17 protein-coding genes and 2 riboswitches are annotated in these 21,428 nt (G+C 49.2%); of the genes, 10 read left to right on the top strand and 7 right to left on the bottom strand.

Annotated elements, in window-relative coordinates; all coding sequences use genetic code 11:
- Nucleotides 1-48 precede the first annotated feature (48 nt).
- A riboswitch (glycine riboswitch) is annotated at nucleotides 49-143 on the top strand.
- Nucleotides 144-145: 2 nt separating this feature from the next.
- Nucleotides 146-245, top strand: a riboswitch (glycine riboswitch).
- 23 nt (nucleotides 246-268) lie between these two features.
- Nucleotides 269-889, top strand: coding sequence for a trimeric intracellular cation channel family protein (locus O6P33_RS00255; protein WP_269818263.1), 621 nt, complete (start codon nucleotides 269-271; stop codon nucleotides 887-889).
- Nucleotides 890-935: 46 nt separating this feature from the next.
- On the opposite strand, the gene O6P33_RS00260 is transcribed toward O6P33_RS00255, so the two are convergent.
- Both O6P33_RS00260 and O6P33_RS00265 read right to left on the bottom strand, forming a co-directional pair.
- Nucleotides 936-2,852 (bottom strand): autotransporter domain-containing SGNH/GDSL hydrolase family protein, encoded by a 1,917-nt coding sequence (locus tag O6P33_RS00260; protein WP_269818264.1) that lies wholly within the window; start codon nucleotides 2,850-2,852, stop codon nucleotides 936-938.
- Nucleotides 2,853-3,008: 156 nt separating this feature from the next.
- On the bottom strand, nucleotides 3,009-4,844 hold the full coding sequence (locus tag O6P33_RS00265) for a PhoX family protein (RefSeq protein WP_269819434.1): 1,836 nt from the start codon (nucleotides 4,842-4,844) through the stop codon (nucleotides 3,009-3,011).
- Between the two features lie 199 nt (nucleotides 4,845-5,043).
- On the opposite strand from O6P33_RS00265, the gene O6P33_RS00270 reads away from it, so the two are divergent.
- Complete coding sequence (locus O6P33_RS00270) at nucleotides 5,044-5,547, top strand: helix-turn-helix transcriptional regulator (RefSeq protein WP_269818265.1); 504 nt, start codon at nucleotides 5,044-5,046, stop codon at nucleotides 5,545-5,547.
- A 59-nt stretch (nucleotides 5,548-5,606) separates the two neighbouring features.
- Here the strand turns inward: O6P33_RS00270 and typA are convergent, their stop codons facing one another.
- The 3 genes from typA to glnA all read right to left on the bottom strand — a co-directional run bounded on the left by typA (nucleotide 5,607) and on the right by glnA (nucleotide 10,610).
- Nucleotides 5,607-7,424: a translational GTPase TypA gene (gene typA, locus O6P33_RS00275; RefSeq protein ID WP_269818266.1), complete on the bottom strand. Its 1,818-nt coding sequence runs from the start codon at nucleotides 7,422-7,424 to the stop codon at nucleotides 5,607-5,609.
- A 143-nt stretch (nucleotides 7,425-7,567) separates the two neighbouring features.
- Nucleotides 7,568-9,055, bottom strand: a complete 1,488-nt coding sequence (gene thiI / locus O6P33_RS00280) for a tRNA uracil 4-sulfurtransferase ThiI (protein WP_269818267.1) — start codon at nucleotides 9,053-9,055, stop codon at nucleotides 7,568-7,570.
- A 148-nt stretch (nucleotides 9,056-9,203) separates the two neighbouring features.
- Nucleotides 9,204-10,610 carry a type I glutamate--ammonia ligase gene (glnA, locus tag O6P33_RS00285; RefSeq protein WP_269818268.1) on the bottom strand — a complete coding sequence of 469 codons (1,407 nt, stop codon included), beginning with the start codon at nucleotides 10,608-10,610 and terminating at the stop codon, nucleotides 9,204-9,206.
- Nucleotides 10,611-11,010: 400 nt separating this feature from the next.
- On the opposite strand from glnA, the gene O6P33_RS00290 reads away from it, so the two are divergent.
- The 4 genes from O6P33_RS00290 (at nucleotide 11,011) to O6P33_RS00305 (ending at nucleotide 13,719) form a co-directional block, all read left to right on the top strand.
- Entirely contained in the window at nucleotides 11,011-11,577 is a 567-nt protein-coding gene (locus O6P33_RS00290; RefSeq protein WP_269818269.1) for a DUF4124 domain-containing protein, read from the top strand.
- Nucleotides 11,578-11,579: 2 nt separating this feature from the next.
- Entirely contained in the window at nucleotides 11,580-12,212 is a 633-nt protein-coding gene (locus tag O6P33_RS00295; RefSeq protein ID WP_420094971.1) for a DUF4124 domain-containing protein, read from the top strand.
- 85 nt (nucleotides 12,213-12,297) lie between these two features.
- Nucleotides 12,298-13,062 (top strand): methyltransferase domain-containing protein, encoded by a 765-nt coding sequence (locus O6P33_RS00300; protein ID WP_269818271.1) that lies wholly within the window; start codon nucleotides 12,298-12,300, stop codon nucleotides 13,060-13,062.
- A gap of 27 nt (nucleotides 13,063-13,089) precedes the next feature.
- Entirely contained in the window at nucleotides 13,090-13,719 is a 630-nt protein-coding gene (locus O6P33_RS00305) for a DUF4136 domain-containing protein (RefSeq protein WP_269818272.1), read from the top strand.
- A gap of 53 nt (nucleotides 13,720-13,772) precedes the next feature.
- Here O6P33_RS00305 and O6P33_RS00310 read toward each other — a convergent pair whose 3' ends face one another.
- Together O6P33_RS00310 and O6P33_RS00315 are read right to left on the bottom strand one after the other, a co-directional pair.
- On the bottom strand, nucleotides 13,773-14,582 hold the full coding sequence (locus O6P33_RS00310; protein WP_269818273.1) for a universal stress protein: 810 nt from the start codon (nucleotides 14,580-14,582) through the stop codon (nucleotides 13,773-13,775).
- A 70-nt stretch (nucleotides 14,583-14,652) separates the two neighbouring features.
- Entirely contained in the window at nucleotides 14,653-15,927 is a 1,275-nt protein-coding gene (locus O6P33_RS00315; RefSeq protein WP_269818274.1) for a bifunctional O-acetylhomoserine aminocarboxypropyltransferase/cysteine synthase, read from the bottom strand.
- A gap of 149 nt (nucleotides 15,928-16,076) precedes the next feature.
- Between O6P33_RS00315 and O6P33_RS00320 the strand changes: the two genes are divergently transcribed.
- The 4 genes from O6P33_RS00320 to holA all read left to right on the top strand — a co-directional run bounded on the left by O6P33_RS00320 (nucleotide 16,077) and on the right by holA (nucleotide 21,373).
- Nucleotides 16,077-16,850, top strand: a complete 774-nt coding sequence (locus tag O6P33_RS00320) for a YdcF family protein (RefSeq protein ID WP_269818275.1) — start codon at nucleotides 16,077-16,079, stop codon at nucleotides 16,848-16,850.
- 160 nt (nucleotides 16,851-17,010) lie between these two features.
- Nucleotides 17,011-19,629 carry a leucine--tRNA ligase gene (leuS, locus tag O6P33_RS00325; RefSeq protein ID WP_269818276.1) on the top strand — a complete coding sequence of 873 codons (2,619 nt, stop codon included), beginning with the start codon at nucleotides 17,011-17,013 and terminating at the stop codon, nucleotides 19,627-19,629.
- 66 nt (nucleotides 19,630-19,695) lie between these two features.
- Nucleotides 19,696-20,298, top strand: a complete 603-nt coding sequence (gene lptE / locus O6P33_RS00330; protein WP_269818277.1) for an LPS assembly lipoprotein LptE — start codon at nucleotides 19,696-19,698, stop codon at nucleotides 20,296-20,298.
- A 43-nt stretch (nucleotides 20,299-20,341) separates the two neighbouring features.
- Nucleotides 20,342-21,373, top strand: coding sequence for a DNA polymerase III subunit delta (gene holA, locus O6P33_RS00335; protein WP_269818278.1), 1,032 nt, complete (start codon nucleotides 20,342-20,344; stop codon nucleotides 21,371-21,373).
- Nucleotides 21,374-21,428 lie beyond the last annotated feature (55 nt).

The raw sequence follows: 21,428 nt of genomic DNA on the forward strand, positions 1-21,428 counted from the left end.
GCTAAAGACTGCATAATTAGCTTTTCTATCTGCGTATAAACCGTATAATGTGCGCTCGCAGGAGAGAGGGCAGGCTCAACAGCCGACTCCGCCGAAGGCGCAAACTCCCATAAACGCTCAGGCTCATGTACTGCGAAACAACTTAGATTCGCCAACTGGAGAGCGGTTGCCTTAAGCAATCCACCGAAGGGGCAAGCAGCGGTCTGCTGCATAAACTCTCAGGTACACAGGACAGAGGGAGAGGCGTTACTGTCAGCAGGAGTCCTGCGTGCTTACCTATATCTATGTGATTGCCATTACTGCCGAAGCCATGTCCGGTGCCTTAGCCGCTGGACGTCGTAATATGGATTTATTCGGTGTTGCTCTAATTGCCTTTATCACCGCGCTCGGTGGTGGCACCGTCCGCGACATGTTACTGGGCAACTACCCAGTCACCTGGACCCAGCATCCCCCCTATATTTACCTCACCATCGGCTCGGGCCTGGCAACTATGCTAGTGGCGCGTTTTATGCATAAGCTCAACCAGATTTTCTTGATTCTCGACTCCATGGGCTTGGTCGCTTTTACTATTATTGGCTGTAATGTAGCGATTAAGCTGGGTTACGAAACACCAGTAATCATTATGGCGGGGATTACCACAGGTATTTTTGGCGGTATTTTGCGCGATATTATGTGCAACCGTACACCACAAGTGCTGCGTCATGAGCTGTATGCCAGCGTCTCCATGGTGGTTGCAGTTGTGTATTTATTGTTAATGTCGCAAGGGGTCTCAGATGACATCAATACCCTTGCTTCCTTCAGCTTTGGCTTAGCTTTGCGCCTCGCCGCCATCCGCTGGCAACTATCGCTACCCGTGTTTTCTTACTCTCCCGGACGCTGGGGCGATTAACGGCAAGGGCGCTTAACGCACCGCTTGCCGGATTAAACTCATCGGCTTACCAGTTCAAGCTCACCCCAACAGCTAATGCATGCTGACGCACCGAGTCGGCATGCATATAGTTGTAGTTGCCCTGTACAGTTAAAGCATCGGATATTTGATAAGCGGCCCCTAAACCAAGCGTTCCTAGAGAACTGTCTGGTTTATACCCTTTCAGTTTAAAGTCTATGCTGTTAACGCTATTAAGAGACATGCCAAGCCGCTGTTGATCTTTATTGAACTCTTTCTCGTAACCCGCTTCTGCACTCAGCCGTAATGGGGCACTTAGCTGGTAGCTAGCGAGGAGCCCAGCACCTAAACGCTTAGACGTGCGCTTTTGCTCAGCAAAAGTCAGTGCAGTTGAATGACTCCCTTTCTCAGCATAGTTGTCTACTTTAAAACGTGCATAACTCATAGAAACATAAGGTGATAACTGCAAAGGCTCCTGAGCAGAAAATAATTGATAACCAACCCGACTATGAATACCAAGCACGCTACCTTTAGTATCACCCTTTTCAGTTCGCTTAGAAGTATTCAAAGCCATTTTACGCCGTAAGCTATCATAATCTAAGCGTCCTGCACTTAGGTTTGCATCAGCCCAAAACGCTTGGTGGTTATATTGAATAAAAGGACTCAGTAGATAACTATTGAGCTGATACTTAGAATCTTCCACTCCTGCGGTAAGTGTGCTTTCTTGCAAGCTCACACCTACCCCTGCCCGCCACTGCTCGTTGATCCGGTAACTAGCGCCGAAAGATAATGCATAATGATCACTATCACCTTTACTAGCACTTGATTGCGAACGGTAGTTGGTTCGCTCACCGCTTGCTGAAGCATAGCTACTCCACTGTCCGCTCGCCTGCCAAGCAGGCTGACTATTGAGAGCATAGTTTGTTAAGTTATTTTGATGATGGTTGAGCGCGCTGCGTGCCATCTCCGGCAGCAGAGTTATCTCCCACGGCGCAGCCAAGATGGAATAACCGTAATCTGCAATCAGGCGCTGCCCAGTGATCGTAGGGTGCACACTGTCATTAAATAACAACTTACTCGGATCAGCTGTCGCACTATTAATCCCGTACTTTAAGTTTTCCGTGCAGCCATCACCATTGAAACAAGTACCAATTAAATTTTCATTACCGTCTAAACCAAACTGTGCTGGATTTTGTAGTCCCTCACTAAGCAGTTTAGGAATATTTAACACTATGACATCTGCACTGACATCTGAAAGCTGTTGTACCAGCTGAGCATTAAATGCAGTGGATAAATCAGAGACAAAGTCTTGCAAAGGTGTGTCGTACACTTGCGGTGTCAAACCAATATCAGGCAGCATCCACACCATAAAATAACGCCCACCGGCTTCCTGTAAGGCAGTTACACTGGCAGCCAAACGGTCAGCAGAGCGAGCCGCTTGCTGAGGACTTAAAATCAAACCTTGCAAGAAGTCGTTACCGCCGCCACTGATATAAAATAATGTATTGCGGTCAATGGATTGGCCTTGGGCTTGTAGACTGGGCAAATAACCATCGCGCACCCTAAGAGTTGTACCACCATCAGCAACTACTGAGCCTGAAACAGCAGTAATGGAGTCGTAAATCTGATCAGTTCGATAACCTCCTACTGCCCAGTTATCGCCATCTTTAAGTCCTTGCGCCTGATTCACCGGTGAAGTAGAACCCGCTAACTGCGTGCTACTCATCCCCAAACGCTCACCAATGAGCATTGACGAGACAGGCCCATAAGGGGTGTCAAAAAAATTAGGCCCAGTCCGATTCGTAAAACGTTTTGTTTGCCCAGGAATAACCGTGTCTGGAAATTGTCCGGCATCGACTAGGCTATCTCCAAAAACCACAAAATTGCTATATGGTTTTGGTGCAGCGCAAGCCACTCCAACACTTAAGGCGGAAATACCCAATAAACCCACAACTATTTTTTTCATTATTTAGCACCATATTAGTATTTTTATTACCGTGCATTAACTACTACAAAAAATATTTTAGTGCAACATTAAAGGAACCTCTGAATAACTAGCTAACCTAACAAACCAGCTGGTTTACACCCACCTAAGACACAACTAACAGCTGGGCTAGAATAGTTAACTACCTATCACGCCTCCATCTTCACGCGTAATAACCATCACACTAGAGCGTGGAACTGAATTACCGCCAAACGGAAACTGTGATGCCACAAGCTTTTCACCTGGGTGCTGCACACCGACAAATAAAGTTTTCTGATCTGGGGTGAAAGCCAAACCAGTAATTTCACAGGCCACAGGGCCGGTTAGGAAGCGTCGTACCTCGCCTGTTTTTGGATCCGCACAGAGCATCTGGTTATTGCCCTGTCCAGCAAAATCACCCTGATTTGAATAGTTACCATCCGACTGAATCCACAAACGTCCAGCTTGGTCAAAACCAATACCATCAGGGCTGTTAAACATATTATCGGTAGTAATATTACTAGAGCCTGCATAAGGTGTTCCTCCATGTATATCTGGATTACCCGCCATTAAAAACAGATCCCACTGGAAATCTTTAGCTGTATGCTGTCCTGCTGTTGGTACCCAACGCACAATCTGTCCATAGTGATTTTCCGCACGAGGATTAGGCCCACCTACAGGCTGATTATCTTTAAGTCCACGATTTTTATTATTGGTTAAGGTGCAAAACACCATTGGTTCATGAGGATGCACCGCAACCCACTCTGGTCGGTCCATCGTTGTTGCCCCTACTTGCGTCGCCGCCAAGCGCGCATGAATCAGGATATCGGCTTGACTGGCAAAGCCATTTTCTGCGGTTAAACCGTTTTGCCCATGCGTTAAACTGAGCCACTCGCCACTGCCATCCTCATTAAACTTAGCAACAAATAATTCGCCATCATCTAACAAGTCACGATTTGCGGCTTGATCCACAGGATTGTACTTATTACGACTGACAAACCGGTAAATATGTTCGCCGCGCTCATCGTCCCCTAAATACACCACCACGCGACCATCTTCAGCAATCACCAACTCTGCGTTTTCATGCTTAAAACGACCTAAAGCTGTACGCTTGACTGGTGTGGAATTTGGGTTATGCGGATCAATTTCGACTACCCAACCGAAGCGATTAGGCTCGTTAGGTTCTTTGGCCAGGTCAAAACGCGAATCAAACTTATACCAACTGTAGCCTGCATCCTCTGCGGCAATACCGTAACGTGAAAACTCAGGGCTCATATCAACCTGTGCATCACTACCAAAATAACCATTAAAGTTTTCTTCACAGGTTAAATAGGTGCCCCAAGGGGTCATGCCATTAGCGCAATTATTAAAAGTACCTAAGGCCGCTTCACCCTTTGGGTCAGCGTTCGTTTGCAGTAAAGCATGCCCTTGCGCGGGGCCACTGATACGCATCGCTGTGTTGGCATCAATGCGGCGATTAAAACGTCCATTTTTATCAAAGCGCCAACCCTCTTTAGCTTTAGCTAACGTTATAACTGATACGCCGTGTGCCGCTTGAGCATAACCCACATCCGCTGCGGTCATATTTTTGCCCTGATGCTCAAACATCAATTCGTAGTTGGTGTACTCATTGTTGACGGCTAAAATAGCGGTCTGCTCATCTACTGGGAACAAACTCATGCCATCGTTATTGTCACCAAACTGACGCTTTTGATTGGCCGCAGTATTCTTATGTAGCTGATTCGAAAACTCTGCAACATCGGTAAATAAGGGATCACCCCAAGAGATCAAACGCTCAACTTGATAACCCTCTGGCACCACAACTGTGTCTGCAGTACTGGCAGGCACAGCTTTAAAACCCAGCAAAGAGCTAGCTGTTGGCGACAATGCTGCGGCAATCGATCGACTGACAGGCGTCATACTAAAAAAGGTCACCGCACCTAAAGCAGCAGTCGCACCCAGAAAACGACGACGCGACAGGCCACGCTCAGCCATCTGAGTAAACTCTGGTGTTTCCGTACGTGGATGATTCAACTCATCTTGCAACTCAAACTGACTCATAGCACAACCTCAGCAAGGCGTTTAATTACGATGCAGTCAGATTAGCCGGGCTAGATGTCAAAAGGATGACAGTTGTATGAGAGATTAATGTCGCAGCAAATGCGTAGCAGTAGAAGAAACACGGCCCTAAAACGTGGCGACTCAGCAACTGTATTTAGCACAAACTTATATGCTGCAAAACAAACTCGAGCACGCCCTACCGCTTATCCAAGCGGTGCAGCAGCATGCGGAGCAACACGGCCTGTTAAGCTTACTGGCAATAACGCAAAGCACCCTTTATTTGCATCAGCATTTACAACGCAGCGCGCAGCCCTGCAGCAGTGAGCAAGTGCACTATATTTTAGCCCCTTGCCAGCAAGCGGGACTGATACAAAACATGCATGAACTGCAGGCACTCTTTGCTCAGCAACTTAAGCAGCAAACCACCACAAGCGCGCTACTGAGTCCCCGTGAGTTGGAAGTTCTGGGCTTTGTGGCCCAAGGCCTAGCCAGTAAAGAAATTGCCGAGCACCTGCATATTTCAATACACACGGTTAAAGCACACATTCAGCGGGTGTATAAAAAACTGGAAGTCTCCCGGCGTACCCAAGCCGTCGCTAAAGCCGAGCAAATGGGCTTATTAACTCAACAAGATTAAAAAACCCGCAACGTTGCCGGTGCGGGTTTGGGTGTTACTTTGGCTGCTACAGAGGCACGTTAGGCCTTGCTGCGGCCTTGGCGCTTACGCTCATTTTCAGTTAAGTACTTTTTGCGTAGACGAATCGACTTAGGTGTTACTTCAACCAGCTCATCGTCTTCAATAAACTCAAGCGCTTGCTCCAGAGTAAAGACCACCGGTGGCACTAACGCCGTGGTTTCTTCTTTACCTGACACGCGCATGTTATCGAGCTTCTTAGCTTTAGTTGGGTTAATCGCCAAGTCATTATCGCGGCTGTGAATACCAGCCAACTGACCTTCGTAAATCTCTTCACCTGGCACTAAGAACAACTTACCGCGCTCTTGCAAGGTTTCCAGTGAGTAGGCCAAGGCTTTACCAGTCGCCATGGAGACCAATACGCCTTGCTGGCGGCTGGTGACTTCACCACTTTTAATTGGACCATAGTGGCTGAACATACCGGTCAAGATACCTGTACCTGAAGTCATGGTCATAAACTGGTTACGGAAACCAATCAAACCACGTGAAGGTACGGTGTACTCTAAACGAATACGACCTTTACCGTCCGGCACCATATCGGTCAGCTCACCTTTACGCAGACCAAATTGCTCCATAATAGAACCTTGGTGCTGCTCTTCGATATCGAGAATCACATTCTCGTAAGGCTCTTGCTTAACGCCGTCGACTTCTTTGATCACCACTTCTGGACGGGAAATACCCATCTCGTAGCCTTCACGGCGCATGGTTTCAATCAGTACTGACAGGTGCAGTTCACCACGGCCAGAGACTTTAAACTTATCCACATCATCACCCTGCTCAACGCGCAGTGCCACGTTGTGCAGCAGTTCTTTTTCCAGACGCTCTTTCAAGTTACGACTGGTGACGAACTTACCTTCTTTACCGGCAAACGGTGAGTCGTTGACTTGGAAGGTCATGCTGACAGTTGGCTCATCAACGCTGAGTGGCGGCAATGCTTCCACATGGTTCTGGTCACATAGGGTGTCAGAAATAAACAGTGGCTCAAAACCGCTGACACAAACGATATCACCGGCTTGCGCTTCTTGAACTTCCACACGTTGTAAACCGTGGTGGCCCATGATTTTCTGCAAGCGACCATTACGGCGCTTACCTTCGGCATCAATCGAAGTGACTGGCATATTGGCTTTTAGACGACCACGGGTAATGCGGCCAATACCGATGACACCGAGGAAGTTGTTGTAGTCCAGCGCAGAGATTTGCATCTGGAATGGACCGTCTAAGTCCACCTTCGGCGGCTGCACATTATCAACGATAGCTTGGAACAAAACGTCCATATTCTCGGTCATTTCTGCTGGATCTAAACCCGATACGCCATTCAATGCACTGGCATAAACAATTGGGAAGTCCAATTGCTCTTCAGTGGCACCAAGGTTATCAAACAGGTCAAAAACCTGATCCACAACCCAGTCCGGACGCGCGCCAGGACGGTCAACTTTGTTAATCACTACAATTGGGTGCAAGCCTGACTGGAACGCCTTTTGCGTTACAAAACGGGTTTGCGGCATTGGGCCATCAATGGAGTCAACCACCAACAACACGCAGTCAACCATGCTCATTACCCGCTCAACTTCACCACCGAAGTCGGCGTGGCCTGGGGTATCCACAATATTAATGTTGTAGTCGTGCCATTTGATCGCAGTGTTTTTCGCCAGAATCGTAATTCCGCGCTCTTTTTCCTGATCGTTGGAATCCATAACGCGGTCAGAATCGAGTTCTTTACGGTCTAGGGTTCCGGAGGCACGTAACAGGGCGTCAACCAAAGTGGTTTTACCATGGTCAACGTGGGCAATAATGGCAATGTTGCGTAAATTCTCAATCACAAGCTTATCTCAAGTAAAATATGTAGGCTGCACGCAAAACGCGTCAGTTGGAATCAAGGGGAACAGGCTTTATGGGTCCGGTGGCCGTAACTGCTGTGGCGTGGCCACACAGCTCCATAAACAGACCAATAAGATATGTCCAATCATGCGTGACTGCTTGCGCGCGGCCGTTGCACTGTATCAGGACGGTAAACACGCACATTTGCATAGCCTTCATGCATTAAGTGATGCGCATGTAATTTACTCATTATACCTTGATCGCAATAGAGCAGATATTGGCGATTAGGATCAAAATCTTTAAAACGACCATTAATGGCATAAAAAGGCACTGTCAGCTGCTCAATACCTGCAAGCTCTAGTGGTTGCTCATCGACTTCGTCAGGGTGGCGTATATCAATAACCACCTGCCCTGGCAAAGCGGCATGCACCTCTTCAACTTGGACATCTTTACCCAGCTCATCCAGTACTTTATCCATGGTCACCCGAGTGGCGCGCTGTACTGCTCGTTGCAAAAGACTGGCATCTAAGCGCCCTTCTTCATGCTCCACACGGCCAAGTTTGGCACGGGTTTTCGGGTTTACAGAAATCACGCCACAGTACTCAGGCATATTTTCTGCAAATTCTGCAGTACCAATCTCCACCGCGGTGCTAATAATATCTTGCTTATGCTCGGTAATCAGCGGACGCACCACCAGCTTACTGGTGGCTTTATCAATCACCGCTAAGTTGGTCAGGGTTTGACTGGACACCTGTGAAATAGCTTCACCGGTAACTAATGTATCCAGTTCCAGCTGATCAGCAACTTGCTCGGCTGCTTTAAACATCATGCGCTTGAGCACCACACCCATATGCCCGTTATCGACATTTTCTAAAATATCGCCAAGCACTTCTTCAAACGGCACGCTGATAAATAAAACTCGGTGCGAGCTGCCGTATTTTTTCCATAAATAGTGCGCTACTTCTTTAACTCCAAGCTCATGCGCCCGTCCGCCTAAGTTAAAAAAGCAGAAATGGGTGAGTAACCCTCGGCGCATCATTTGGTAAGCGGCTACCGTAGAGTCAAAGCCGCCAGACATTAAGACAAGCGCCTGTTCTACTGTTCCTAGCGGATAACCACCAATGCCTTGGTGGCGCTCATACTCAATCAGTAAACGCTGATGACGGACTTCACAACGCACCTCAACCTCGGGACGACGCAAATCAATACCGGCAGCAGCACACTGTTGACGCAATTGGCTGCCGACATAACGCTCAACATCCACGGATGAAAAAGGATGACTACCCACTCGCTTACAGCGTACGGAAAAAGTACGGCCTTGCAATAACTCGCAATAATGCTGCTTACAACGCAAAACAATATCGTCTAAATCACCGAGCGGGTATTCCAACACTTGGAAAAAGTGCGCAATACCAGGGGTGCAACGCAAACGCCCATACAGCTCTTGCAAGAGTGCTGGGTCTTCAATTGCAGTCACTAACTCTAAGTTATCCCACTCGCCAGTCACTTTTACAGCAGGATCAATATCACGCAGTACAGTGCGGATATTTTTACTCAACTGACGTAAAAACTGTTTGCGCACAGGACGGCTTTTAATGGTGATTTCAGGAAAAGATTTTAAAATTAGTTTCATCGTACAAACAGGCCGCTAAGTCGGGTTACCAAAGCAACCGCAAAAATGGGCGCAAATGATAGCAGTTTTTTGCAAATATTGCTCAAATAACACGCAAGGGCTAACACAGCAATTGCCGTGCGCCCTGCCCGTTACATGTTTCCTAGGCTTAGCAGCTGTAATACAGCTCATACTCTAATGGATGCACAAAGGTGCGCACACGCAATTCTTCTTGGGCTTTTAAAGCAATAAAGGCATCTAAAAACTCATTACTGAAGACGCCACCACGCAATAGGAAGTCGCGATCAGCATCCAGCGCTTCAAGTGCTTCTTTTAAGCTGCCACACACCTGTGGAATCTGCTGGGACTCTTCTGGCGGTAAGTCATACAGGTTTTTATCTGCGGCATCACCTGGGTGTATACGGTTCTGGATACCGTCTAAACCTGCCATTAATAAAGCGGCAAAGGCTAAGTAAGGGTTGGCAGAGGGGTCTGGGAAGCGCGCTTCAATGCGGCGAGCCTTAGGACTGGTCACATAAGGAATCCGGATGGAGGCCGAGCGGTTACGCGCTGAATAAGCGAGCATCACTGGCGCTTCAAACCCCGGCACCAAACGCTTGTAGGAGTTGGTCGACGGATTAGTTAAGGCATTCAAAGCCTTACCGTGCCTAATGATGCCACCAACAAAGTACAGAGCAATATCCGAAAGACCGGCATAACCCTCACCAGAGAAAATATTCTTGCCGGCATCAGCAATGGACATATGCACATGCATACCTGAGCCATTATCGCCGTATAAAGGCTTCGGCATAAAAGTGGCGGTGCGACCATAAGCATCGGCGACATTATGCACAACGTATTTAAGCGCCTGCACTTCATCAGCTTTTGCCACTAAGGTGTTAAAGCGTGTACCAATTTCGTTTTGACCGGCAGTGGCCACCTCATGGTGGTGCACTTCAACGAACTGCCCCATTTCTTCTAAGGCATTGCACATTGCGGTGCGGATTTCATGATCATGATCACTCGGTGGGGTTGGCAAATAACCGCCTTTAACACCAACTCTATGGCCTCGATTGCCACCTTCAAAATCAGCATCACTGTTCCAAGCTGCTTGTTCAGAGTAAATTTTGAACATAGAGCCAGAAATATCAGACTTAAACTTTACTTCATCAAAGATGAAAAACTCAGGTTCAGGCCCTACAAATACAGTGTCGCCAATCCCCGTGGACTTTAAGTACTGCTCCGCACGGCAAGCAATAGCACGTGGGTCGCGGTCATAACCCTGCATGGTGGACGGTTCAATCACATCACACACCAAAATCAAAGTTGGCTCTTGGGTGAACGGGTCCATAACTGCGGTGCTGTCATCGGGCAGCAAAATCATGTCCGATGCTTCAATACCTTTCCAGCCCGCCATAGAGGAGCCGTCAAACATTTTACCTTGCTCGAAAAAATCATCATCAGCATCACGGGCTGGCATAGTGATATGGTGCTGTTGCCCACCGATATCAGTAAAACGCAAATCAATCCATTTTGCGTTATGGGTTTGTATTAATTCGAGCGACTTTGACATCATGGTCTCCAAGACTTCATAAACGATGTGCCCACCCAGCAACAGGCTTTGGGGCGGTGCGCTCGCCACTGTTCCTGTCTCGGCCAGACTAGGAGAGTGTTTACAACCGAGGGCGAGACGCGCAATAAAAAATTAGTGTGCTATTTTGACTGTTGCCTGCTGTCAGCGCTAGTCCCTAATGCACAGTATTCTAAAAAACAGGTTAATAACTTACCCAACCCTCTTTGATAAAGCGATTAACCTGCGCCTTTATAGTCTACGCGGCACGACAACACATTTCAGTTTTTTATTAATCAGCACACAGCAGTTAATTACGTGTTCTTGAGCACAGCACAGCAGCGAAACACTTGCCTAACCCAACAGAGCGTGTAACGCTTAAGTCATTCTGAACAGGAGTTGTTGTATGCGCCTTTTATTAGCAGCTATTTCACTGGCAATTGCAGTACCAGCCAGCGCACAAATTTATCAATATATCGATCAACAAGGGAACCGCGTTTACACAGACCAACCACCTGAAGGTATTGATGCCACTAGCGTGGAACTGCCTACAGTCAATACTGTAGACATGCAGCCCCCAGCAGATAACTTCACTGATCCCAGCTTAACCGCTGATAGCGACCTAGACGCTGACGCAGAGCCAGCCATCCCCTATAGCACCCTAGAGTTAACAGGCTTGCCTGACGATCAAGCGATACGGGCAAATAACGGTGACTTTACTGTGCAAGTGGCGATTAACCCCGAGCTCGCTAGCCAAGACCGTCTGCAACTGCTCGTTGACGGGCAAGCCTACGGCCCAGCGGGACACTCCACTACAATCAACGTGATTAACTTATCTCGCGGTGAGCATCAGCTCGCAGTGCAAGTGCTGTCCAGCGATAATCAGGTGCTGCAAACCAGTGCTGCACAGACTGTTGCCATACAACGTGTGCACTTAGGTGACCGTAAACCTAGACCCCGTTCTGCGCCATGATACTGCGCAGCATTATCGGCGCACTGCTCTTGAGCTCTGCGCCCGTGACTTTAGCCGCGATATACACATATATAGATAGCGACGGCGAGCGCGTTTATACCGATCAACCGCCGCAACATCAGCACGCCGAAAAAGTTAATGTTGCCCCCACTAACAAACTGCCCGCGACACCAAAGGTGCAAGTTATCCAGCCGCCTCCGGTCTACGAAAGTGATTCCAGCAGCTTAGTCCTGCAGTACCAGATCTTGCGCATTTTAGCGCCCGAGCCAGACGCCACGGTGCGCGCCAATGAGCGGCAACTGACTGTCACTGTAAGCAGCGAGCCAGCACTGCAAGATGGCCACCGCTACCGCATATTTTTAGACGGCGAAGTTGTTGCAGAACCCAGTCGCAGCCCAGTATTTCGTTTGCGCGACATTGATCGCGGCACCCACCAACTGGCAGTTGAAATCATCAATGAACAGGGTGCGGTGTTAGAGCGTACGCCAGCGCAGCCCTTTCATTTACGGCAAACGACATTAAATGATAAGCGCCGTGTACGCCCGTGCAGCATAGACGACTATGGCGTGCGCGCGGAGTGCCCGCTCAAAGATAAACTAGAAGAAGAGTCACCTTCTATCCTGCCTTTCTTCTAACGCGCAAATCCATACATTTTCCAGCAGCGTAAGTGCTTTCTGGCACTGCCCTGACTACTTAATATTTATTTTTTTAAGAGTCCTTATGCACGACCAGCATTTTGATAACCTCAGCATCCGCTTTGCGAAAAAGATTTACGGCAGCAATAAAGGTGCAATTCGTTTAGCAGTATTGCAAGCCGACCTCAATGAAGTGCTGCCCAAACGTCAGTTACGGGTATTGGATATTGGTGCGGGCCTGGGCCATATGGCGCTGTGGCTGGCTGAGCAAGGCCATCAAGTCACCTTAGTTGAACCAGCCTTGTCGATGCTCGAAGCAGCGCAACAACGTTTTACTGAAGCAGGCTGCCAAGCGCAGTTTATCCATGCAGATTGGCAAAGCTTCACGCAGCAAGCAGAACAAAAGTATGATCTTGTGCTCTGTCATGCCGTGCTCGAATGGCTAGCTGAACAAAGCCAAATTCTCGCAGCAATGCACCGCTTAACCACGGCGGATGGCTGGCTGTCTTTAGCTTTTTACAACAAAGATGGGCTGATTTTACAAAACCTAATCAAAGGCAATTTGCGCAAGCTCAGTCAACAGCGCTTCACTGGCGATGCTGGCGGCTTAACGCCACAGCAACCCTTGGATCCACGTGAGCTTGCCGCTCAAGTTGAGCCTTTATGGCACATTCAGCAACGCAGTGGCATTCGAGTTTTTCATGACTATATGCCACCGCAATTTCGCCAAAAAATCGCCGCACCAGAGCTGGTGAGCACCGAACTCAGTTACCGCCGCCACCCCGCGCTGGCAGGCTTAGGGCGTTATTTACACTGGCTTTGCCAGCCTCGGGCAATCGCAGTAGACTAAGCATTAACCAGTTTTTTGGGGCATGCTATGTTTCGTTTCTTCTTGCTCAGCACGGCAGCAGCCCTTTTATTAGGCTGCCAAGCCAGCAATCCATACCAAGCCGAGGGGCTGCCCTTGCCGCCAGCACCCAGTGAGGCAGCAACCCACTTTGATCGCAGCGCTTATCCAGCGCCGGCGCGCAGCACAGATTATAAATACTGGTGCTGGCACAATCAGGCTGAAAATCCAGCCAATCAGTCTTATCCTCAAGACAGCGCCCAGAGCATATTGGCTGAACAACTGGAGCAATATGGCTTGCGTGCTGCGACACCGCAGCAGCCATGCCAGTTAAAAGTACAACTCAGCAGCCAAAACAATCAGCGCCAGCGTCCCGTTTATTATGACTATCCCTATCCTTCTGCCAGTTTTGGCTATGGCTACGGCGGACGCCACGCCTACCATGACCGTTACCGTCACTCTGGCATCGGCTTAACTGTTCCCCTCACCCCACGCGCATACACTGAGTATTATCAGCTGCTGCATGTGAGCTTTACTGACGCACACAGTGGCCAACTGATCTGGCAAAACCAAAGCACCGTCACCAGCAATCAACAGGGGCAAATCTCTGCACAGACCCTGCGCTCTGCAATGAGCAATATGCTCAACAGCTACCGCTAAAACTTATAGCAGCAAGCGCAACCATACTCACTGTGCATAGTGCTGCAGTAGAGTTACTTCACCACCAAAACATCACAAGGTGGTTGCTCGAGAAAATGCTGGGCCAAACTGCCAAGCAAGGCGTCCGCCAGCACACCGCGACCGTGCTTACCGATGGCTAACACTTGCGGCTTTTGCTCAGCAATCACTTGGGTCAAGCAGTTATGCAGCTCGCCTTGACGCAACTCATGGGTAATCTGTGGCCCTGTTGCCGGCATTTTCGCTCGTTCATCGGCAACCAACTGGTCAAATAAAGAGGTTTGCCAGTCAATTTCAGATTCGCTATCCGCACCATGAACTTCGGCCATTTCTAACACATGCAAGGCATGAATCGCTGAGCTGTGCGGCAATAACTTATACACATGATGCAAGGCATGACAGGCGCATAAAGAAAAATCCAATGGCACTAAAGCGCGCTCATAGGCATGCATCTCAGTCTCGACCGCCAACAATACCGGCACCACACTGCGCTGCAAAACGCGCTCCAGCGTAGTACCAGAAAAATATTCAGGGGAATCTTGGTGATGATCACCCATGACCAAAAAATCCACACTGTGGGCTTTTTGCGCAGCCACAATCGACTGTGCTGGGCGTCCCATTTTAATTAAAACTTGAGCATCTGCAGCACCGTATTGGTCCAACTGCTGAGTGATCAAGCGATCAGCAGCGAGCATTTGCTTTTCAATCACATTCATCGGCAAGTGATCTTCTAACACATTGATCACACTTAACTGGGCCTGATGCTGCTGAGCTAGCTGAATACCGCGCTGCAAAGCAACTCTGGCATTTTCACTGAGATCATGGGCAACCATAATATGTTGCATAGATGTGCATTCCTTTTTTTAAACAGCCAATAAACGCGCAAACGGCACATTCGTTTGCGCGCCCATGCTATTAACGTGCGGCGTCTAACGCTTGCGTTAAGTCAGCCAAAATATCATCAATGTGCTCAATACCAATGGACAGACGAATCAAGTCCTTGCTCACGCCCACCGCAGCCATTTCATCTTCATTCAGTTGGCGGTGCGTTGTCGTGGCTGGGTGACACGCCAGTGATTTAGCATCACCGATATTCACCAAGCGGTAGAGTAATTGCAGCGCATCAATAAATTTAACTGCAGCAGGCTCACCACCTTTAACGCCAAATGACATAATTGCCGAAGCTTTACCGCCCATATATTTTTGCGCCATGGCGTGATCTGGGTGACTCGGCAAACCAGCATAGTTAACCCATTCCACCAGCTCGTGAGCGTCTAAAAACTCAGCAACTTTTTGCGCATTTTCACAGTGGCGCTCCATGCGCAACGACAATGTTTCCATGCCCTGCATAATCAAGAAGGCATTAAATGGCGATAAGGCTGCACCCATATTACGCAGCGGTACCACTCGGCAACGGGCTATAAAGGCCGCCGGGCCAAAGTCTTTGGTATAGACCACACCGTGGTAAGACACATCAGGGGTGTTTAATAGCGGGAAGCGCTCGGCGTTCTCAGCCCATGGAAACTTACCTGAATCAATAATAGCGCCAGCAATGGTCGTACCGTGGCCGCCCATGTATTTAGTTAAAGCTTGAATAACAATATCCGCTCCAAAATCAATCGGACGGCACAGCACTGGACTCGGCACAGTGTTATCTACGATCAAGGGTACGCCGTGACGGTGAGCAATATCGGCTAGCGCTTGGATATCAACAATATTACCCGCTGGGTTACCAATGCTTTCGCAGAAGACTGCTTTAGTTTTGTCATCTATCAATGCCTCTAGCGCTGCTAAATCATTGTAGGGAGCAAAACGCACCTCTAAACCTTGGCGCGGCAAAGTGTGAGCAAACAGGTTGTAAGTACCGCCATACAAGGAGGCTACAGAAACAATATTGTCTCCTGCTTCAGCGAGCGTCTGGATTGCTGCAGTAATTGCTGCCATACCTGAGGCCATTGCCAACGCAGCCACACCACCTTCCAAGGCGGCTACGCGCTGCTCAAGAATGTCGTTGGTGGGGTTAGTAATACGGCTGTAAATATTGCCCGGTACTTTCAGGTCAAACAGATCAGCGCCGTGCTGAGTATCATCAAAGGTGTAAGAGGTGGTTTGATAAATCGGCACAGCAGCGGATTTAGTAGTGGGATCAGACTTATAACCAACATGTAGAGCAATTGTTTCTGGTTTCATGGTTTTCACTCAGGACAGTTAAAATATTGCTGCAAAGCATGCCCAGCCAACTGGCGAGGGTCAAGCACAGCACTAAGAGATGTTTTCTAATTTAAGATAGATATAGGCACAATACAGAGCTCCCCTAATCAACCAATAAGAGTGCAGGCATGACTTGGCGTTATATTATCAAGCAATTGGCTTTTCCACCCAGCAGCTTATTAATTCTTCTGCTTTTGAGCTTTGTTTTACGTAAACGCTGGCCCAAAGTGGCACTCACAAGTTTTATTCTAGGCGTTGCTGGACTGTATACAATGAGCTTACCCATTACTGTTGAATATGCCGCCCGCGCCTTAGAAACAGAAATACCCTTAACCCAAGCGCAATGGCCAAGCCTAAATCAGCAAGCGGACGCCATTGTGATTCTCGGTGGCGGCCGCGAAGTAAATGACCCTGCTTGGCAAGGCGACCAGCCCTCACTGATGGCCATGCAGCGCTTACGCTACGGAGCACGCCTAGCCAAAGCTACCAACTTGCCGGTCCTGGTCAGTGGTGGTTTACATTTTGGCCAACCACCCAGCGAAGCACAGATTATGGCCGACAGTCTGGCTGAAGATTTTGGCATAACCGCGCGCTGGCTGGAGGGCGAGAGCCGCACCACTTGGGAAAATGCACTGTATACGGCAAAAATACTGCAAGCTGAAGGTATTCAGCGCGTACTCTTGGTCACTGATGCTTGGCATATGCCGCGCTCACGTTGGAGCTATGAACAACTGGGCTTTAGCGTAACCAGCGCTCCGGTCGGTTTTTTAAGCGGCGCCAATAGCCGGCCATTGAACGGTTGGATGCCCGAGAGTAAAGCGCTATGGCAAAATACCGCGCTATTAAATGAAGCCATTGGCGCACTCTTGTACCGTTTATCCTATCGCGCACCTAAACCATGAACTTAACCGCACCAAGCACAGGCTGCGGGCAGCAGCTGCGACAAAGTTAGATGCTGTTTCCCTCCTTGCGCCCGCCTCATGTATGCTAGACAGATATTTTTCATTGGTGGGCTACGGCGCATCATTCTTCTGACTTTCTTGACGATAAACACATAAAATCATGCACGAACAGTATCAACCTCGCGACATTGAAGCCGCCGCGCAACGCCATTGGGCCGAGCACAAATCCTTTGAAGTGACCGAGCAAGCAGGCAAAGAAACCTATTACTGCCTGTCAATGTTCCCCTATCCAAGCGGTCGCTTGCATATGGGTCATGTGCGTAATTACACCATTGGTGATGTGATTGCTCGCCACCAACGCATGCTCGGAAAAAACGTCCTGCAGCCTATGGGTTGGGATGCGTTTGGCATGCCAGCAGAAAACGCCGCGATTCAACATAAAGTTGCCCCCGCGGCTTGGACCTACGAAAACATGGCCTATATGAAGGCGCAGTTTACGCAACTGGGTCTAGCCATTGACTGGTCACGGGAGATCACTACCTGCAAGCCTGACTATTATCGTTGGGAGCAGTGGCTGTTCACCCAGCTCTACAAAAAAGGTATCATTTACAAGAAAGTTGGTACTGTAAACTGGGACCCTGTGGACCAAACCGTACTGGCTAACGAGCAAGTGATTGACGGTCGTGGCTGGCGTTCGGATGCGTTGATAGAAAAGCGCGAAATCCCCATGTACTACTTCAAAATCACCGCGTACGCCGATGAGTTGCTGACCAGCCTTGATGATATGCCCGGCTGGCCTGAGCAAGTTAAAACCATGCAGCGTAACTGGATCGGTAAAAGCTTCGGTGCCGATATTCTGTTTGATTACGATGTGGATTCAGTTGGCATCGCTGGCCAGTTAAAAGTTTACACCACCCGCCCCGACACCTTGATGGGCGCAACCTATGTTGCCGTGGCAGCCGAGCACCCTCTGGCGCAACGTGCTGCAGCAAGCAACCCGGAATTGACTGCCTTTATTGCTGAGTGCAAGGCCGGCTCCGTGGCTGAAGCCGATATGGCGACAATGGAGAAAAAAGGCCTGCCCACTGGCCAGTTTGTCATTCACCCATTAACCGGTGACAAACTGCCGGTGTATGTCGCCAACTATGTGTTGTGGGGCTACGGCGAAGGCGCAGTAATGGCGGTTCCCGCCCATGATGAGCGTGATTTTGCGTTTGCCAATACCTATCAGCTGCCCATTCAGCAAGTCTTTGCCTCTACTGATGCGAACAACAGCTTTGATGCACAGGTTTGGCACGACTGGTACGCCGACAAAAACAATGTCACCGCAGTCAACAGCGGTAAATACGATGGTTTAAGTGTGCAAGAGGCTTTTGATGGCATCGTCGCCGACTTAGAAGCCAAACAGCATGGTGAGCGCAAAACTCAGTTCCGCTTACGCGACTGGGGTATCAGTCGTCAGCGCTACTGGGGTTGTCCAATCCCGATTATTCATTGCCCAAGCTGTGGCGACGTCCCTGTGCCTGAAGATCAGTTACCCGTGGTGCTACCAGAAAACGTCATCCCCGACGGCTCAGGTAATCCACTGAACAAAATGCCTGAGTTTTATCAGTGCAAATGCCCGAGCTGTGGCGCTGATGCCCGTCGTGAAACCGACACCATGGACACCTTTGTTGAGTCCTCCTGGTACTACGCACGCTACGCATCACCGCAATACAATGAAGGCTTGGTAGAAAAGTCTGCAGCGGATCACTGGTTGCCAGTGGATCAATACATTGGCGGTATCGAGCACGCAATTTTGCACCTGCTGTATGCGCGCTTTTTCCACAAACTGATGCGCGATGAAGGTTTAGTCAATAGCAACGAGCCTTTCACCAACTTGCTGACCCAAGGCATGGTCATTGCCGAAACCTACTACCGCATGCTGCCCAATGGTGCTCGTCAGTGGTTTAACCCGGATGAAGTAACAGTTGAATATGACGCCAAAGGCAAAGCGCTCTCGGCTAAGCTCACTGCTGACGGCGAACCCGTGATCATTGGCGGCATTGAGAAAATGTCCAAATCAAAGAACAACGGTGTTGATCCGCAAATCATGATCGACGAATACGGTGCAGACACCTGCCGTCTGTTTATGATGTTTGCCTCGCCACCGGATATGAGCTTGGAATGGTCTGACTCTGGCATTGAAGGTGCCAGCCGCTTTCTGAAGCGGGTCTGGCGTTTAGCCTATAAGCATGTCAATTCTGGAGAGCAGCAAGCTTTAGACGTTGCCAGCCTCAACGATGCACAGAAAGACATCCGTCGCAGCATCCACGCGGTCATTAAGCATGCTTGCCAAGACGTGGGCAAACACCAGAAATTCAACACTGCCATTGCCCAAGTAATGACCTTGATGAATGTGCTGGAAAAAGCCCCTACAGCAACGGCGCAAGACCGCGCTCTACTGCAAGAAGGCATGGAAACTGTGGTGCTGCTATTGGCTCCGATTACTCCGCATATTTGCCATGAGCTGTGGCAGCAATTGGGTCACAGCGAGCCGGTAATTGATGCCGCTTGGCCGCAAGCGGATGACAGTGCTTTAGTCCAAGACACCCTAAGTATGGTGGTGCAGGTCAACGGTAAGTTGCGTGGTCACATTGATGTGGCAGCCAGCGCCAGCCGAGAAGACATTGAAGCAGTCGCCCGCGCCAACGAAAATGTCTTACGCTTTGTCGATGGTTTAACCATTCGAAAAGTGATTGTTGTTCCAAATAAGTTGGTTAATATTGTAGCCAATTGATTGCATTGTGAATTTTCACTCACCCCTGCATAGCCTCAAATCGAGGTTATGCATAGAGGACATACCATGCTGAAACGCTCTATAACTGTACTGGGTCTGGCTTTTTTAATGACCGCTTGTGGTTTTCACTTACGCGGTACTGGCAGTACACAAATGGCACTCACCGAGCTCAATTTCGCTGCCCGTGATGCGCTTAGCCCGCTGAGTAAAGATGTCAAACAAAGCCTCATCAACAATAAAGTAGCGATCTCTAGCAGCGCGCCTTTCACCTTGTATTTGGGACTTGAAGAAGACAGCAGACGTACCGCAAGTTTCACTGCTGGCACGCGTAGCGCTGAATACACCTTGACCACAGCACTTAACTACGAGCTGCGCTCAGGTAACTTGCCTGCTCTGATACAAGACAGTGTTGCCGTACAACGCTCCTACGCTTACAACCAGAACAACGTAACTGGTTCAGGTCAAGAAGAAGCCCTGCTGCGTCAAGAAATGCGCCGCGAATTGGTGATGCAATTAATGATGCGTTTGCAAGCCATCACCCCAACCCAACTCGACAGCTTAAAAAGCCAAGCTGAACGTAAAGAACGCGCTGCAGCAGAAGCTCGCGAAGCTGAAATACGTGCTCAGCAATTTGAAGAGCCACAGCAATCACCGATTCTGATCCCTTGATGATTTGGGGCTTTATGCAGATAAAGCCCTAATCTTGGCCCATATGCGTATTTATCCTGAAAAGCTTGCTGGTCAGCTGAAAAAAAACCTGCTCCCCATTTACTTGGTGAGCAGCGACGAGCCATTACTGGCCCAAGAAGCCAGCGATAGCATTCGCAGTGCGTGCCGCCAAGCAGATTACAGCGAGCGCCAAGTGTTTCATGTGGAGCGTGGCTTTGACTGGAATATTATCCGCGAAGCCAATGCCAGCTTGTCATTGTTTGCTGAAAAACGCTTACTGGAACTGCGGATTAATTCGGGCAAACCCGGTGATCAAGGCAGTAAAGTTTTGCTGGAGTACCTCGAGCGTCCCGCCGAGGACACTGTACTACTGATCAATGTGCCACGCCTTGATGCCAGCACGTTGCGCAGCAAGTGGGCCAAAGCCTTAATGGACAGCGCCCTCTGCGGTTTTATTCAGCTAGCCAATGTCAATATAGAGCAGTTACCCAACTGGATTAATCAGCGCCTAGCCCAGCAAGGTTTAAGCGCGGACCCAGAGGCTATTGATCTAATTGTGGCCCGCACAGAAGGCAACTTATTGGCTGCTGTGCAAGAAATCGAAAAGCTCAAACTGCTGAGTAACAGTAAGCATCTGGACCTAGAAACCATCCAAGCCAGTATTGCCGATAGCGCCCGCTATGATGTATTTGGCTTAGTCGATGCTGCGCTGGAAGGTGATACCGAGCGCAGCCTGCGTATTTTAGCTGGCTTGCGCAGTGAAGGCGTGGAAATGCCGATTATTCTTTGGGCGGTAGCCCGTGATATTCGCCAGCTTACTACCCTGTCGCAGCAAACCAGCCAAGGCACTAGCCTTGATCGTGCCTTATCGCGCGTTTGGCCAGCGGCGCGCAAACCGCTTTTCGCACGAGCTTTGAAGCGTCTTTCTGGCGCACAGTGGCAGCGGCTCCTTAAAGACGCCCAGTTAATTGACGAGCAGAGTAAAGGGCAAACCATTGGTGATGCTTGGACCAGTATGGCTTCGTTACTGCTGCAGATGTCCGGCTCACGCCTCGCTATTTTTCAACAGCAATAATCGATAAAAGCGAAGCATTGCTGGTTTTTTGCTAAACTATTGCGCTTGTCAATTG

The organism is Denitrificimonas caeni, assembly GCF_027498055.1.
Taxonomy (GTDB): domain Bacteria; phylum Pseudomonadota; class Gammaproteobacteria; order Pseudomonadales; family Pseudomonadaceae; genus Denitrificimonas.

Bases quoted from the DNA above. Each gene is read 5' to 3' on its own strand.
- O6P33_RS00260 (WP_269818264.1), bottom strand. From the start codon at position 2,852: ATGAAAAAAATAGTTGTGGGTTTATTGGGTATTTCCGCCTTAAGTGTT.
- O6P33_RS00265 (WP_269819434.1), bottom strand. From the start codon at position 4,844: ATGGCTGAGCGTGGCCTGTCGCGTCGTCGTTTTCTGGGTGCGACTGCT.
- thiI (WP_269818267.1), bottom strand. From the start codon at position 9,055: ATGAAACTAATTTTAAAATCTTTTCCTGAAATCACCATTAAAAGCCGT.
- glnA (WP_269818268.1), bottom strand. From the start codon at position 10,610: ATGATGTCAAAGTCGCTCGAATTAATACAAACCCATAACGCAAAATGG.
- O6P33_RS00290 (WP_269818269.1), top strand. From the start codon at position 11,011: ATGCGCCTTTTATTAGCAGCTATTTCACTGGCAATTGCAGTACCAGCC.
- O6P33_RS00300 (WP_269818271.1), top strand. From the start codon at position 12,298: ATGCACGACCAGCATTTTGATAACCTCAGCATCCGCTTTGCGAAAAAG.
- O6P33_RS00305 (WP_269818272.1), top strand. From the start codon at position 13,090: ATGTTTCGTTTCTTCTTGCTCAGCACGGCAGCAGCCCTTTTATTAGGC.
- O6P33_RS00310 (WP_269818273.1), bottom strand. From the start codon at position 14,582: ATGCAACATATTATGGTTGCCCATGATCTCAGTGAAAATGCCAGAGTT.
- O6P33_RS00315 (WP_269818274.1), bottom strand. From the start codon at position 15,927: ATGAAACCAGAAACAATTGCTCTACATGTTGGTTATAAGTCTGATCCC.
- O6P33_RS00320 (WP_269818275.1), top strand. From the start codon at position 16,077: ATGACTTGGCGTTATATTATCAAGCAATTGGCTTTTCCACCCAGCAGC.
- leuS (WP_269818276.1), top strand. From the start codon at position 17,011: ATGCACGAACAGTATCAACCTCGCGACATTGAAGCCGCCGCGCAACGC.
- lptE (WP_269818277.1), top strand. From the start codon at position 19,696: ATGCTGAAACGCTCTATAACTGTACTGGGTCTGGCTTTTTTAATGACC.
- holA (WP_269818278.1), top strand. From the start codon at position 20,342: ATGCGTATTTATCCTGAAAAGCTTGCTGGTCAGCTGAAAAAAAACCTG.